13 protein-coding genes and 1 tRNA gene are annotated in these 14,490 nt (G+C 68.5%); 8 read left to right on the top strand and 6 right to left on the bottom strand.

What is annotated here, in order from left to right; genetic code table 11:
* Positions 1 to 4 precede the first annotated feature (4 nt).
* The 3 genes from BLS85_RS09655 (at position 5) to BLS85_RS09645 (ending at position 3,382) form a co-directional block, all read left to right on the top strand.
* The gene (locus tag BLS85_RS09655) at positions 5 to 868 is read left to right on the top strand and encodes an electron transfer flavoprotein subunit beta/FixA family protein (RefSeq protein WP_092785669.1); all 864 of its coding nucleotides are present in this window, start codon (positions 5 to 7) and stop codon (positions 866 to 868) included.
* A gap of 30 nt (positions 869 to 898) precedes the next feature.
* Positions 899 to 1,990 carry an electron transfer flavoprotein subunit alpha/FixB family protein gene (locus BLS85_RS09650; protein ID WP_092785667.1) on the top strand — a complete coding sequence of 364 codons (1,092 nt, stop codon included), beginning with the start codon at positions 899 to 901 and terminating at the stop codon, positions 1,988 to 1,990.
* A 90-nt stretch (positions 1,991 to 2,080) separates the two neighbouring features.
* Positions 2,081 to 3,382: an FAD-dependent monooxygenase gene (locus tag BLS85_RS09645; protein WP_092785665.1), complete on the top strand. Its 1,302-nt coding sequence runs from the start codon at positions 2,081 to 2,083 to the stop codon at positions 3,380 to 3,382.
* A 184-nt stretch (positions 3,383 to 3,566) separates the two neighbouring features.
* Here BLS85_RS09645 and BLS85_RS09640 read toward each other — a convergent pair whose 3' ends face one another.
* Both BLS85_RS09640 and BLS85_RS09635 read right to left on the bottom strand, forming a co-directional pair.
* Positions 3,567 to 4,088, bottom strand: a complete 522-nt coding sequence (locus BLS85_RS09640; protein ID WP_092785663.1) for a universal stress protein — start codon at positions 4,086 to 4,088, stop codon at positions 3,567 to 3,569.
* Positions 4,089 to 4,412: 324 nt separating this feature from the next.
* Positions 4,413 to 4,790 carry a rhodanese-like domain-containing protein gene (locus BLS85_RS09635; RefSeq protein WP_092785661.1) on the bottom strand — a complete coding sequence of 126 codons (378 nt, stop codon included), beginning with the start codon at positions 4,788 to 4,790 and terminating at the stop codon, positions 4,413 to 4,415.
* Between the two features lie 218 nt (positions 4,791 to 5,008).
* Here BLS85_RS09635 and BLS85_RS09630 point away from each other — a divergent pair, with 218 nt between their 5' ends.
* The 4 genes from BLS85_RS09630 to BLS85_RS09615 all read left to right on the top strand — a co-directional run bounded on the left by BLS85_RS09630 (position 5,009) and on the right by BLS85_RS09615 (position 6,652).
* Entirely contained in the window at positions 5,009 to 5,296 is a 288-nt protein-coding gene (locus BLS85_RS09630; RefSeq protein ID WP_092785659.1) for a sulfurtransferase TusA family protein, read from the top strand.
* Positions 5,297 to 5,356: 60 nt separating this feature from the next.
* Positions 5,357 to 5,935, top strand: coding sequence for a YqaA family protein (locus tag BLS85_RS09625; RefSeq protein ID WP_092785657.1), 579 nt, complete (start codon positions 5,357 to 5,359; stop codon positions 5,933 to 5,935).
* Positions 5,936 to 5,981: 46 nt separating this feature from the next.
* A complete protein-coding gene (locus tag BLS85_RS09620; protein ID WP_092785655.1) occupies positions 5,982 to 6,419 on the top strand; it encodes a PGPGW domain-containing protein in 438 nt (145 codons plus the stop codon).
* A gap of 157 nt (positions 6,420 to 6,576) precedes the next feature.
* A tRNA-Phe gene (locus tag BLS85_RS09615) sits at positions 6,577 to 6,652 on the top strand.
* Positions 6,653 to 6,940: 288 nt separating this feature from the next.
* Here the strand turns inward: BLS85_RS09615 and BLS85_RS09610 are convergent.
* A complete protein-coding gene (locus BLS85_RS09610) occupies positions 6,941 to 7,894 on the bottom strand; it encodes an Rpn family recombination-promoting nuclease/putative transposase (protein ID WP_176793554.1) in 954 nt (317 codons plus the stop codon).
* Between the two features lie 112 nt (positions 7,895 to 8,006).
* On the opposite strand from BLS85_RS09610, the gene thyX reads away from it, so the two are divergent.
* Positions 8,007 to 8,960: an FAD-dependent thymidylate synthase gene (thyX, locus tag BLS85_RS09605; protein WP_092785651.1), complete on the top strand. Its 954-nt coding sequence runs from the start codon at positions 8,007 to 8,009 to the stop codon at positions 8,958 to 8,960.
* Here the strand turns inward: thyX and modD are convergent.
* The 3 genes from modD to BLS85_RS09590 all read right to left on the bottom strand — a co-directional run bounded on the left by modD (position 8,947) and on the right by BLS85_RS09590 (position 14,483).
* Positions 8,947 to 9,789 carry a ModD protein gene (gene modD / locus BLS85_RS09600; protein ID WP_092785649.1) on the bottom strand — a complete coding sequence of 281 codons (843 nt, stop codon included), beginning with the start codon at positions 9,787 to 9,789 and terminating at the stop codon, positions 8,947 to 8,949. The genes thyX and modD overlap by 14 nt on opposite strands.
* Positions 9,790 to 10,158: 369 nt before the next feature.
* Positions 10,159 to 12,354, bottom strand: a complete 2,196-nt coding sequence (gene scpA, locus BLS85_RS09595; protein WP_092785647.1) for a methylmalonyl-CoA mutase — start codon at positions 12,352 to 12,354, stop codon at positions 10,159 to 10,161.
* Positions 12,351 to 14,483, bottom strand: coding sequence for a methylmalonyl-CoA mutase family protein (locus tag BLS85_RS09590; RefSeq protein WP_092785645.1), 2,133 nt, complete (start codon positions 14,481 to 14,483; stop codon positions 12,351 to 12,353). The genes scpA and BLS85_RS09590 overlap by 4 nt, the downstream gene beginning before the upstream one ends.
* Positions 14,484 to 14,490: the final 7 nt, after the last annotated feature.

The following is a 14,490-nucleotide window of genomic DNA, read 5'->3' as shown; positions in this document are numbered from 1 at the left end:
CCCGATGAGCCAAGGCCCGAACATGGTCGTCTGCATCAAGCAGGTGCCCGACAGTGCCCAGATCAGCGTGCATCCGGTGACCAACACCATCATGCGCCAGGGCGTGCCGACGATCATCAATCCCTATGACCTGTTCGCGCTGGAGGCCGCGCTGCGGCTGCGCGATCAACTGGGGGGCAAGGTCACGGTGCTAACCATGGGGCCGCCCATGGCCGTCTCGGCGCTCCGCAAGGCCCTGGGCCATGGCGCCGACGAGGCCATTCTGCTGTCCGACCGCTTCTTCGCGGGCGCCGATACGCTGGCCACCTCCTACGCGTTGACGTCGGCGATCCAGAAGCTGGATTCCCAGCACCCGGTTGATCTGGTGTTCACCGGCAAGCAGACCATCGACGGCGACACCGCCCAGGTCGGCCCCGGCATCGCCCGACGCATGGGTCTCAACCAGCTGACGTACGTCTCGGCCATTCCCTCCATCGACCTGGAGGCCCGGGAAATCTGCGTCCATCGCCGCGCCGAGGGCGGCGTACAGGTGCTGAAGACCAAGCTGCCGTGCCTCATCACCATGCTGGAGGCCAGCAACGAGATGCGTCGGGGCTCGCTGCCCGACGTGCTGCGCTCCGAGCGGGCCGAGATCATCACCTGGAACGCGGAGGCCGCCGGGGTCGAGGATCTGGGCAAGTGCGGCATGAAGGGCTCGCCCACCAAGGTGAGCAAGGTGTTCGCGCCGCAGCCCCGCGCCGAGAAGGCAAAGATGATCAAGGCCGATGACGGCTCGCCCGCCAGCCTCGCCACCGCCGCCATCGAAACGATGCTGGCCGAGGACGCGGGATTGCTGAAAGTCATGGCCCCACAATCGACCAGCGCGTAAGCCGGCCCGAGCCAGAAGGAGACCGAAATCATGGCCCAACCCCCCGCTGCTCCCCCGGCCAAGGGTCGCGCGAAGACCACCGAGCTGCCCGAGCACCTGAAGGCGTACAAGAACGTCTGGGTGTTCGTGGAACTGGAACACGGCCGCGTCCATCCCGTGTCCTGGGAACTGCTGACCGAGGGCCGCAAGCTGGCCGACGCCCTGGGCGTCGATCTGTGCGGCGTCGTGCTCGGCCCCAAGGCCGAGGGCACGGACCAAGCCATCGCCGAGGCGTTCCACTACAGCGCCAACCGCGTCTATGCCGTTGAGGACCCGTTGCTGGCCGAATACCGCAACGAGCCCTACACCAAGGCGATGACCGATCTGGTCAACAAGCACAAGCCCGAGATCCTGATGCTCGGCGCCACCACGCTGGGGCGTGACCTCGCCGGTGCCGTGGCCACCACGTTGCAGACCGGCCTGACCGCCGACTGCACCGAATTGGCCATCGACGCCGACAAGTCGCTGGCGGCGACGCGCCCGACCTTCGGCGGTTCGCTGCTGTGCACCATCATGACCCGCGCCGCCCGGCCGCAGATGAGCACGGTGCGTCCGCGCGTCATGGCCATGGGCGACCCGGACCGCAGCCGCAGCGGCGAGGTGGTGCGCGAGAGCCTGGGCATGGTCGAGGACGAGATCGTCACCAAGGTGCTGGACTTCATTCCGGACTCCGACACCAATCAGGCCCAGTTGGCCTACGCCGACATCGTCGTCGCCGGCGGCATGGGCCTGCAGCGCCCGGAAAACATCCAGCTGGTGATCGACCTCGCCCAGGTGCTGGGGGCCGAATACGGCTGCTCGCGTCCGCTGGTGCAGAAAGGATGGATGACCGCCGACCGGCAGATCGGCCAGACCGGCAAGACCATCCGGCCGCGCCTGTACATCGCCGCCGGTATCTCGGGTGCCATTCAGCACCGCGTCGGGTCCGAGGGCGCCGATCAGATCCTGGCCATCAACAGCGACCCCAACGCGCCGATTTTCGACTTTGCCCATCACGGCATCATCGGCGACGCGCTGGAGATCCTGCCCGCGTTGACGGAGGCCTTCCGCAAGCGCCTTTCCGTCGACCGGCTGGCCGGCTGAAAGACCGACAACACCCAAGGGGCCTGATCCCGGCCCGCGATACCCCGGCGGTTCTCCACCGAGCCGCCGGCCTCACGGAGACCTGAAAGCATGACCGAGCATTTCGACGCCATCGTGGTCGGAGCCGGGCCGGCCGGCAACAGCGCCGCCTTGGTGATGGCCCGCGCCGGACTGTCCGTGTTGCAGATCGAGCGCGGCGAGTACCCCGGCGCCAAGAACGTCCAGGGCGCCATTCTGTACGCCGACGCGGTGGAACGGGTGATCCCCGACTTCCGCGACAGCGCACCGCTGGAACGCCACATCATTGAACAGCGCATGTGGATGCTGGACGACCACGCCTACGTCGGCTCGCACTTCCGTTCGGACCAGTTCAACGAGGAGCGGCCGAACCGCTACACCATCATCCGCGCCCAGTTCGACAAGTGGTTCAGTTCCAAGGTGAAGGAAGCCGGCGCGCTGATCATCTGCGAAACCACGGTGACGGACCTGCTGCGCGACACGTCCGGCAAGGTGATCGGCGTCAAGGTGGACCGCGACGACGGCGAGGTGACCGCCGATGTCGTGGTGCTGGCCGACGGCGTGAACGCCCTGGTCAGCAGCCGCGCCGGACTGCGCCCGGAACTGAAGCCGCAGGAGGTGGCGCTCGGCGTCAAGGAAACCATCTTCATGCCGCGCGAGACCATCGACGCCCGCTTCAACCTGAAGGGCAACGAGGGCGTGGTGATCGAGGCCGCCGGCACCATCACCGCCGGCATGACCGGCACCGGGTTCCTCTACACCAACGGCGACAGCCTGTCGGTGGGCATCGGCTGCCTGATCAGCGACTTCGCCAAGAGTCAGGTTCGGCCGTACTTCCTGCTGGAACGGTTCAAGCAGCACCCGGCCATCGCGCCCCTGATCGCCGGCGGCGAATCCAAGGAATACGCCGCCCACATGCTGCCCGAGGGCGGGTATCACGCGGTGCCGCAGGTGCACGGCGACGGCTGGGTGATGGCCGGCGACGCCGCGCAGTTCCTGAACGCCATGCACCGCGAGGGCTCCAACCTCGCCATGACCTCCGGCCGTCTGGCCGCCGAAACCATCATCGCCGCCAAGAAGGCCGGCAAGCCGATGACGGCGGCCACCCTGAAGGCCTACCGCAAGGCGCTGGAGGACAGCTTCGTTCTGCGCGACCTGAAGAAGTACCGTCGCCTGCCCCAGATCCTGGAGACCAACAAGCACTTCTTCACCGACTACCCCCGCCTCATCACCCACGCGGCGGAAACCATGCTGCGCGTGGACGGCGTGCCCAAGCTCGACAAGGAGCGGGCCGTCATGGCCTCGTTCCGCAGCACCCGGAAGCTGCGCGGACTGGTGGTCGACCTGGTGAAGCTGGGCCGGGCGTGGCGATAGCCATGACCTGATCGGGCACCTGATCGGGTTTGAGAATCGGGCGGGAGCATGGCTCCCGCCCGTTTTGCTTGGTATGCCGCCGGGCACCGTCTGCGGCGCCCGAAAGGGCGAAGCCGCCCCTCACTGGAGGGCAGTCCGCCGCTTGGCTCGGTCGAGTGAGCCCGACGGCCTTGTTTCTGCCGCGTCAGGCCAGATCGTCGATCTCGTCCGTCGACAGGTGCCCGGGGACCAGTGTCAGGGGCACGCGCAGGCGATGGGCGTGCTTTCCGATCAGGGCCGTCACCAGGGGGCCGGGGCCGTCGTTGCCGCTGCCGGTGGCCAGGACCACGACGGAGATATTCGGCTCCTCCTCCAACAGGTCGAGCAGCTCGTCGGTCGCATCGCCCTCACGAACGAACAGGGCCGGCATGCGGCCGGTCATGCGCCCCACCAGAGAGGCCTTGCGCTGCAGCACCTCCTCGGCGCTCTCGCGGGCCTCGTCACGCATGCGCTTACCGACGAACATCCAGTGTTCAAATTCGGCCGGCTGGCTGACGTGGAGCAGGGCGACATGGCCACCCGTGGCCACCGCCCGACGGCACGCGAAGCGCAGGGCGGCCTGCATTTCCCGGGTTTGATCGACCACGACCAGGAAGGTCCGGTGGTCGGGACTCACGCGCGCGGAGGCATGAACCTCCTCACGAGGCACGGCGCTGCTGAAGAGCATGGCCAATCCTCCCTCCCGCTCTCCGGAGTCCCCCGAACGCCGGTTGGGGCGTCTCGCGCGGGGGCTCTTCCCGGAGGTGCCGAACCATGCCCGTGTTTGGTTTTCCAGGATCCCGGAAGCCGGAACCTGTTGCGGCATGGTGCCCCCGACCGCGCCGACAGAGATCGTTTCGCGCCCGGATGGCGGGATATTGTCCACGCTGTGCAGGCGCCGGGCAATCGAAGCGTATTGTGCGGTGCCGTCATATGTCCGTCATGGCGCCGTCACAGAAGCTTAAAACTGTCAAATATCATCGGGTTACGACGGGTCGGGCAATGCCGCGACTCAGCACCAGGATCCCCTCTCGACAGGCCCGCCGTGGGCTTGCCACGCCTTGAAACCGCCTTCGACTCGGTAGAGCGGGCCGGGATGGCCGACCCGCACCAAGGCCATGGCGGCGTACCCACAGCGAACGCCGACCGCGCAGTGCAGAACAAGCCGGCCGGCCTCCGGCGGCGTCGGAATGTGGTCCGGCTCGAAGGACGACAGAGGAACCAACTTGGCCTCGGGGATGTGCGCCTGCCCGTACTCGAAGGGCTCGCGCACGTCGATCATCAGCGCCTGGCCGGCCCTGTACCAGTTCAAGGCGGTGGGCGCGTCGATCAGGTGGACGCGCTCGCGCAAGACCGCCAGCGTCTCGCGGTCAGGAGGCGAAAGGAACATCGGCACCTCAGGGTCCGGAGAAAACGACGATGCCCCCGGAAACGCGGCCGGGAGACGCGGACAACCATGCCGACCGGAACCATCATGGGTCCCTTGGTGAACTGTTGCATATGAGATATGAGAGGAGTCCATTCGTTTTCAACCTTAAGAAGGATGGCGTATCCTTCTTAAGGGGACCGAACCCCTCCTCCTACCGCACACATGGGATTGCCTCCGTCATGACCGACCGGCCCGCGCCGCTCTCAGACAGCCCGCCCGACCACGCAGACCCCGCCGCGGACGTTGTTCTCGACGCCCGGGATCTGCGCTGTCCGCTGCCGGTTCTGCGGGCCCACAAGGCGTTGCGCTCGATGGATCCCGGTCAGGTGCTGGACCTGTGGGCCAACGATCCTGCCAGCCTGGAGGACGTGCGCCGCTTCTGCGCACAGGGAACCGCCGATCTGCTGGCGCAGCGAGGGGAGGCCGGCGGCCTGTACCGCCATTGGCTGCGCCGACGTCCGGACTAGCCGGGGTCGGTGGCGCCTGCTAGAACCGCGCGATTGCTGAGAGGCGGGAGGACAACGCCGGTGCTGCGCAAGACCTACGACTGGACCATGCGGTTGGCGGCAACGCCTCATGCCCTGTGGGCGCTGGCGGCGATTTCGTTCATCGAAAGCTCGGTGTTTCCCATTCCCCCGGACATCCTGCTGATTCCCATGGTTCTGGCGCGGCCCCGGCAGGCCTGGCTGATCGCCGGTGTGTGCACGCTGTCAAGCGTGGCCGGCGGGTTCGCGGGATACGCGATCGGGCTGTTCCTGTTCGAGGCGCTGGGCCGCCCGATCCTCGATCTCTATGGCTATCTTGATCGGTTCACGGCATTCCAGGAGTTGTACAACGCGTGGGGCGCGTGGATCGTGGCCGCCGGCGGGGCGACGCCGATTCCCTACAAGGTGATCACCATCGCCAGCGGCGTGACCCAACTGGACCCCTGGGTCTTCGGCATTGCCTCTGTGCTGTCGCGGGGCGTCCGCTTCTTCCTGGTGGCCGCCCTGCTGTGGGCCTGGGGCGAGCCCATGCGGGCGTTCATCGAGCGCCGTCTGGGACTCCTGGTAACGCTGGGGTTCGCGCTGCTGCTTAGCGGGTTCCTGGCTCTCAAGCTGCTGTGAGCCCCCACCCCTTTTGGAGGGCGCGGCCCGCGCCATATCACAGTCAATGACGACACCATCCGACCCGGATACATCGCCGGCACCGGACCGCCCGGCCCCTGGCGCCGCCGCAGATCACGCGCGGCCGCGCCACCCCATCCTGCGCCTCGTCAGCATCACGGCCGGCGTGGTGCTGGTGATCGTCGGGCTCATCACCTGGCCGATGCCCATACCCGTTGGGTTCATCCTGACCGCCCTGGGCGTGTTCCTGCTCGCCCGCGATTCCGTCATCGCCCGCAACGCCATCCGCCGATCGCGCGAGCGGTGGCCAGCGCTCGACCGGACGATCTGCCGGGTGGCGGCGCATCTGCCGCACTCCGCCCGGGGGGTCATCCGCTCCACCGCGCCGGAGGAGACACTGCGCCGCCTTGAGGCCGATCAGGGCGAAACCGCCTCCGCGCCCGGCGCCCGAGGAGAGCCGGCCCGGGACAGCGCCCAGCCCTGAGTCCATGGCGAGAGCCGCGCGGGGGGGCCCATCGGCCCAATGCCCGGAACTTTGTTCGTGAAACCCTGTTTGACAGGACCGCCGAATTCCCGTAACAAAGCGTCCCCACGGCACATCGGCCCCATCGGGTGATGGAGCGCGGTCGCGCCGAAACGATGCCCAGGTAGCTCAGTTGGTAGAGCAGGGGACTGAAAATCCCCGTGTCGGCAGTTCGAATCTGTCCCTGGGCACCACTTTTCCAATGACTTAGCGTTAGCGGAGCGGCGGCGATTTGCAGCCTGTCCGCCCGTATTTTATCCACTGTGCTGCTTCTGTTCCCGCGCACGGGGCGCTTCTTCTAGAGCAAATCCCGAGCGATCCGGAACGGATCGCGACGACGAATTGCTTCAATATCAAATGACTCGGGCGCGTTGGCTGACTCAAATGAAACGCAACGCGCCCTAGTCGCGCTGCGGCTTCGTCGGCCCGGCGCACGTGGTCGGCGGAGCGACTGGTGTTCGGCCGGCCAATCGGCCTTTCGTTCAATGACGCCCGAAAACGGCGTCCAGATCGGCGGCGTCGACAAGGCCATCAATCCAGGCATCCAGCGCGGCTTCGTCGGCCGCGCGGATCCGCGCCCGGGTGTCGGCGGACAACGGGCCGAACCGTCGTTCGGCGAAGCGAATCAGAGAGTCGGCCTTCCCTTCGGCTTTCCCTTCCGCCCGGCCCTCGGCCAACCACTGCCGTTTCCAGTCCTGACCCAGCGTCGCCAGCATCGTCCTTGCCTCCAGTAGGTCGTCGGGCACCGTCACGCGGGGTTCGACCCCAGCGACGGCCTGACGGACCAGTTCGGTGAACAGGCGCATCAGGTCCCGGGCCGCCGGATGACGGCGGAACCACCCCACCACCTCGTCGACCAGGGCGGCGAGCTCCGCCGGATCGGGCTGTTGCTCCAGGCGGAACAACAGGGCCGTCAGGGTGTCCCGCCGCGCCAACGCGTCACCGGGCAACCGCCCCATGTCGATGACATGATAGCGGAGTCGTGGCTGCCAAGGCCACAGTGGCGAGTCGGCCGGCAACCCGATCAAATCTGACGTGTCGGTGGGGGCCGTCCATCGGTCGGTCCCGTTGTGCAGCACCACCAATAGCACCGGAGGCAGCGAATCGCCGGCCTTTAGGCTCCGTTCCGCGATCAGGTGCTGCCACAGAAGCCCTTCATAGACCTGCGTACGCACCGCCATCCACCAGTCGTTCCGAGACTGGAACTCAAGCAGCAGGTACAGGTAGACGTCCAACCCCTCCCGTGTGGGCAGGCGCCAGATGACGTCTCCGTCGCGGCGCTGGCCTGTCCGGTCGTGGAACTTCGCCACCACCCGTTCCATGCCCTCGAAATCGACACCGACGGCGAGGGCGTCGGGCACGGCGTCGCGCACCAGATGCTCGACCATGAGCGGATGCGAGAACAGGCGATGGTAGAGGGAATCGTGATCGGCCATGATGTCGGCATAGCACGGGCCCCCGGCCCGGTCACGATGAACCCGGCATGGCATCGGGTCCCGTGACCCGCTAAGGTGCCGCCTCCGCCCCCTCCAGCCCGAGTCGCCGCCCATGTCCGACGCCGTCCAGCCCGACCCCAGCCGCCTCGACCCCACCATGCAGGCCGAGATCGAGGCGTTGCGCGCCCAGACCGGGGAGACCCGCCGCGCCACGGTGGCCGCGATGGAGGACATCCTCCACCGCCCCTTCCCGGTGCTCGACCACGGCTTCGTCCGCGTCGTGGACTACATGGGCGACGACGGCGCCGTGGTGCAAGCGGCGCGCGTGTCCTACGGGCGCGGCACCAAGCAGGTGCGCGAGGACCGGGGCCTGATCCGCTATCTCATGCGGCACCGCCACACCACGCCGTTCGAGATGTGCGAGATCAAGTTTCACGTCAAACTGCCGATCTTCGTGGCGCGGCAGTGGATTCGCCACCGCACCGCCAACGTCAACGAGTACTCGGCGCGCTATTCGGTGATGGACCGGGAGTTCTACATTCCGGCGCCGGAGCATCTGGCGGCGCAGTCCAGCGACAACCGGCAGGGGCGCGGCACGGTGCTGGAGGGGGCCGAGGCGGCGGAGGTTCTGGACATCCTGCGCGGCGATGCCGTGCGCTGCCACGCCAACTATGAGCACATGCTGGGCACGGACGACGACGCCCGGCTGGGGCTGGCGCGCGAGCTGGCCCGCATGAACCTGACGCTGAACACCTATACGCAGTGGTACTGGAAGACCGACCTACACAACCTCATGCACTTCCTGTCGCTACGCGCAGACAGCCATGCCCAGTTCGAGATCCGCGTCTATGCCGAGGTCATGCTGGACCTGATGGCCCGCTGGGTGCCGGTGATCCACGAGGCGTTCCGGGACTACCGCATGGGCGGCCTGCATCTGTCGCGCCCGGCGCTGTCGGTGGTGCGTCGGGCGCTGGCCGGCGAGGCGGTCACCCAGGCCGACAGCGGCCTGTCGCCCCGCGAGTGGCGCGAGTTGTGGGCGGCGCTGGACCTGCCTATGCCGGAGTGATGGTCACCGCCACGTCGGCCGGTTTGGCGTAGTAGGGTGCCGAGGTGACCAGCACGCGGGCGCCGGCGCGGGCGTAGTCGCCGGCATTGCCCGGATGGAGCCCCCCGGCGGCGGCGATGCACACGGACGCGCCCGCCGGCAGGCGCGCCGTCACGGCGGCCACGTCTTCCGCCGGGAACTTCTCCAGTTGCAGCACGTCGGCGCCGTGGCGGGCGGCGGCCAGGGCCTCCTCGACCGTCTTGACCTCGACCACCACGGCGCGTTCCGGACAGGCGTGTTTCAGGGTGGCGACCTGACCGCCCAGCGCCTCCGGCCCGCCACCGACGGCGCGGTGTTCCGGGAACAGCAGCACGGTGTCGGACAGGCCGGTGCGGTGCAGGACCGCGCCCCCGGCCAGCACGGCCTTGGCCGACAGCGCGCGGGTGCCGGGGATGGCCTTGCGGGTGCAGGCGACGATGGCGTCCGGACGGGCGGCGCGCGCCGCCTCGACCATGGCGCGGGCGGCCGTGGCCACGCCGGAGGGCCACTCGACCAGCATCTGCGCCACCTTCCAGGCCAGCAGCAGCGCCTCCGCCTGTCCCTCCGCCGAGAGGATGGGGGCGCCGGCCTCCAGTCTCGCGCCGCTGGCGCAATCGGGCCGGGCGGTGGCGCCGACCAGATGCAGCAGCCGCGCCGCCTCCTCCACCCCGCACACGGTCATCGGCCCGCGCGCGGCGAAGGCCATGCGGGCCGCCCGCTCGCCGAGGTCCAGTGCCCGGGTGGTCAAGTCGCCGTACGGCGCATCCTCGCGCAGCAGCGCCCACAGGGCGGCGTCATCCAGGGTTTGCATGAGGTGTTGTCCCGCGTCTTGCCGATGCCGCCTGATCCGGTTGTGACCGATGCGCCCCCGGGGGGGCCGCCGCGGCGTCAAGGACAGGCCGTCATCGTGATTGGATCGTCCCGGCGACCATCCGCCGGACGGGCCGATCCTATCGCCGACCGGGATCAAACGGAACGCGGATCAGCGGCGGGGTCGGGGGCGGCGGTGTCGGCGGGCGGCGCTTTCGTCCAATGCGCCGCCCATGAGGCGGCGTGCCGCTCGGACTCCCTCCCTTGGAAGGGGAGGGCTGGGGTGGGGTTGAGGCACGGAAACGCCACCGTTTGCGCCTATCGCCGCCCCCGCCCGGATCATCGGGTCAGAGGAAGAGCGCCCCCGCCTCTACGCCGCCTTGGTCGCGTACCCCAGCGCCTCGTTGAGTTTGGCCATCAGGTCGATGGCCGCTTCGGGGATCGAGGTGCCGGGCGGGAAGATGGCCTTGGCCCCGGCGGCTGTCAGGGCGTCGAAGTCCCCCGGCGGGATCACCCCGCCGACGACGATCATGATGTCGTCGCGGCCCTCGGCGTCCAGCGCCTTGCGCAACTGCGGCACCAGGGTCAGGTGCCCGGCGGCCAGCGACGAGGCGCCGACGATATGCACGTCGTTCTCCACCGCCTGACGGGCGGCCTCCTCCGGGGTCTGGAACAAGGGGCCGATATCGACGTCGAAGCCCAGGTCGGCGAACGCGGTGGCGATCACCTTCTGGCCCCGGTCGTGGCCGTCCTGGCCCATCTTGGCGATAAGAATGCGCGGCCGGCGGCCGTCGTTGGCCTCGAACGCCTCGACCATCTTCTGCACGCGGGCGGGCACGTCGGACACGGCGCTGACCTCCCTGCCGTACACGCCGGAAATGGCGCGGATATCGGCCTTGTGGCGGCCCCAGACCTTTTCCAGCGCGTCGGAGATCTCGCCCACGCTGGCCTTGGCGCGGGCGGCGTTGACGGCCAGTTCCAGCAGGTTGCCCTCGCCCGTCTCGGCGGCCTTGGTCAACGCCTCCAGGTGCGGGCGCAGCGCCTCGGCGTCGCGCTCGGCGCGCAGGCGCTCCAGCTTTTCGATCTGCTCGCGGCGCACGGCGGCGTTCTCGACCTTCAGGACCTCAATGTTGTCCTTGCCGGTCGCCCGGTACTTGTTGACGCCGACCACGGTCTGAAGGCCGCTGTCGATGCGGGCCTGGGTGCGGGCGGAGGCTTCCTCGATGCGCATCTTGGGAATGCCGGCCTCGATGGCCTTGGCCATGCCGCCCTCGGCCTCCACCTCCTGGATGTGCGCCCAGGCGCGGGCGGCGAGGTCATGGGTCAGGCGTTCGATGTAATAGCTGCCGCCCCAGGGGTCGATGACGCGGTTGGTGCCGGCCTCTTCCTGGATGAACAACTGGGTCTGCCGCGCGATGCGGGCGGAGAAGTCGGTCGGCAGCGCCAGCGCCTCGTCCAGCGCGTTGGTGTGCAGCGACTGGGTGTGGCCCTGGGTGGCGGCCATGGCCTCGACGCAGGTGCGGGCGACGTTGTTGAACACGTCCTGCGCGGTCAGCGACCAGCCGGACGTCTGGCAGTGCGTGCGCAGCGACAGCGACTTGGTGCTCTTGGGCTCGAACTGGTGGATCAGCTTGGCCCACAGCAGGCGCGCGGCGCGCATCTTCGCCACCTCCATGGCGAAGTTCATGCCAATGGCCCAGAAGAACGACAGGCGCGGCGCGAAGGCATCGATGGTCAGCCCCGCGTCCATGCCGGCGCGGGCGTACTGCACACCGTCGGCCAGGGTATAGGCCATCTCCAGGTCAGCGGTCGCGCCGGCCTCCTGCATGTGATAGCCGGAAATGGAGATGGAGTTGTACTTGGGCATCTTCTGGGAGGTGAAGGCAAAGATGTCCGAAATGATCCGCATCGACGGCATCGGCGGATAGATGTAGGTGTTGCGGACCATGAACTCCTTGAGGATGTCGTTCTGGATGGTCCCCGCCAGTTGCTCCGGCTTCACCCCCTGTTCCTCGGCCGCCACGATGTACAGCGCCAGCACCGGCAGCACGGCGCCGTTCATGGTCATGGACACGCTCATCTTGTCCAGCGGGATGCCGTCGAACAGCTGGCGCATGTCGAGGATGGAATCGATCGCCACGCCGGCCATGCCGACATCACCGGCCACGCGCGGGTGATCGCTGTCATAGCCCCGGTGGGTGGCGAGGTCGAAGGCCACCGACAGGCCCTTCTGACCCGCCGCCAGATTGCGGCGGTAGAAGGCATTGGAGTCCTTGGCGGTGGAGAACCCGGCATACTGACGGATGGTCCAGGGCCGCTCGACGTACATGGTCGGGTACGGGCCGCGCAGGTACGGCGGCTTGCCCGGCACGGTGTCGAGGAAGTCCAGGCCCTCCAGGTCGGCCGCCGTATACAGCGGCTTGACCGGGATCTTCTCCGGGGTCTCCCAGAGCAGGTGATCGAGGTGCTGGCCGGCCTCGGCGTCGGCGGCCGCGCGCCACGCCGTCGCGTCGCCCGTACCGCGCGGGTCGAAGGCAACGCCGGAGAAGTCGGGGATGGCACTCATCGGCTGGTCACTCCCAAAGCGGCGTGCAGGCCCTGCAACGTGCCGAGCACGTCGCACCCCACGAAGATGAAGGCATCGATGCCGGCGGCCTCAAAGTCCGCCTGTTTGTCGCCCGGCCGTCCGGCCAGATAGAGCTTCGCGCACCCGGCGGCCTTGAGCGCGCGGGCGGCGGGTTCGGCCTGATCGGCGTAGATCTTGTCGGACGAGCAGATCACCGCCACCCGGGCGCCGCTGTCCGTGAACGCGGCAGCGCAGTCCTCGGCGTCGGCAAAGCCCGTGTTGGTCAGGGCCTCGACGCCGCCGGCCTCGAAGAAGTTGCGGGCGAAGGTGGCGCGGGCGGTGTGGTGGGCGATGGGCCCCAGGTTGGCGAGGAAAATCAGCGGCCGCGCGCCGGTACCCTCCAACACCTCGTCGGAGCCGTCGCGCAGGGCCTCGAAGTCCTCGGCCAGCCGGTGCGACGGCAACGGGGTGATCTCCAGCGCGTCGGCGCCGTTCCGGGTGGAGGCGCGGACCAACTCGCCCAGGGTGGCCCCCTTGATGGCCGCCGTGGCGATCTCGGTGGGCAGCACGTCCAGTTCCTCGACCGCCCCCTCGACGGAGAAGATGTCGCAGGTGGCATCGTCGCGGACGCTGGCCAATGACGCGCCGGCCGCCTCCCGCAGCGCCTCCAAATCCGGGTCGGCCAGTTCGGGGGCGGGCTCGGCGAGGTTGGGGAATTCCGAAATGCCGGTGATGGGGGCCTTGCGCTTCGCGATGTCCTTGCGCCGGGTCTCGCGCACCGTGCCGATCTGCTCGGCGATGCGACCGGAGGACAGGGCCGCCGCCATGCCGCCGCCCTTCTCGATGTCCTGGAACAGCGCCCAGGCGCTGCCGGCCAACTCCTCGGTCAGGGATTCCAGCGCCCAGGAGCCACCGGCGGGATCGATCACCCGGTTGAGCTGGCTTTCTTCCTGAAGGATCAACTGGGTATTGCGGGCGATGCGGCGGGACAGCGGGCTCGGCTGGCCCAACGCGGCGTCGTGCGGCAGAATCGTGATGCTGTTGGCGCCGCCGATGGCCGCCGAGAAGCAGACCATGGTGGAGCGCAGCATGTTGACCCAGGGGTCGCGGCGGGTCAGCACTCGCGACGCCGTCACGGCGTGAACGCGCGCAGCGCGGGCCGGTTCGCCGGCGCCGCAGGCCTCGGCGATGCGCGCCCACATCAGCCGGGCGGCGCGCAGCTTGGCGATGTTCAGATATTGGTCGGTGCCCAGCGAGAACGAAAAGGCGATCTGGCCGCAGGCCTCGTCCATGGGCATGCCGGCGGCCTCCATGGCGCGCAGATAGGCCACGCCCGTGGCCATCGCGCACGCCAGATCCTGGGCCTCGCTGGCACCGGCGTTGTAGTAGACGGCCGAATCGACCGCCACCGCCGTGACGGCGCCGCCCGGGAAGGTGCGCGCGGTCTTGTCGGCGAGGGAGGCCATGTGGCCGAGCGCCGTTTCAAGGCTCGTCGGCAACCGTCCGAATTCCGCCAGCGCACCCAGCGGATCGATGTTGAACGCGCCCTTGGCGTCGAACTCGGTCACACCCCGCTGGCACCACAGCGCGGTCAGCATGGCGGCGACCACGGGCGCCTGCGGGCCGGCCTGCACCGCGACGGGCACCTTCGTCAGGTCGACATCGCTCAGCAGTGCGTCCCACTCGGCCACGGTTGACAGCGACAGTCCGCCCTGCCCGAACAGGTCGGCGGCCTCCGGCGCGTCGGCGTCGAGTCCGGCGCGACCGGCGGCGTCCAGGCGGATCAACAGCGAGGTCACGCTGTTTTCCAGATCATCGGCGATAGCCGCCTTGGTGGCCGCGATATCCGGGTTGGCGTGAAGCTGGCGGATGTCCCATCCGCTCTGCGACATCCCCAGGGGACGCGCCCCGCGCGTGAACGGCATGGCGCCGGGCATGCCCGACGGATCGCCCTCGGCCGGCCAGTGCTCGCGCGAATACAGGGGCTGGATGGAAAAGCCCTCCAGCGTCCGGGCCACCAATTTCTTGTCAAACGGCGCGCCGTCGAGCGCCTTTTCGACCATCGCCATCCAGTCGGTGTGGGAAGCGGCGGGAAAGTCCTCGGCGAACCGCTGCGGAGCATCCGTCATAATCGGA

This window comes from Rhodospira trueperi, from assembly GCF_900101965.1.
Classification (GTDB): Bacteria; Pseudomonadota; Alphaproteobacteria; order Rhodospirillales; family Rhodospirillaceae; genus Rhodospira; species Rhodospira trueperi.
The sequence above is the reverse complement of the archived record's forward strand: the minus strand, read 5'-3'. Positions and strand labels throughout refer to the sequence as shown.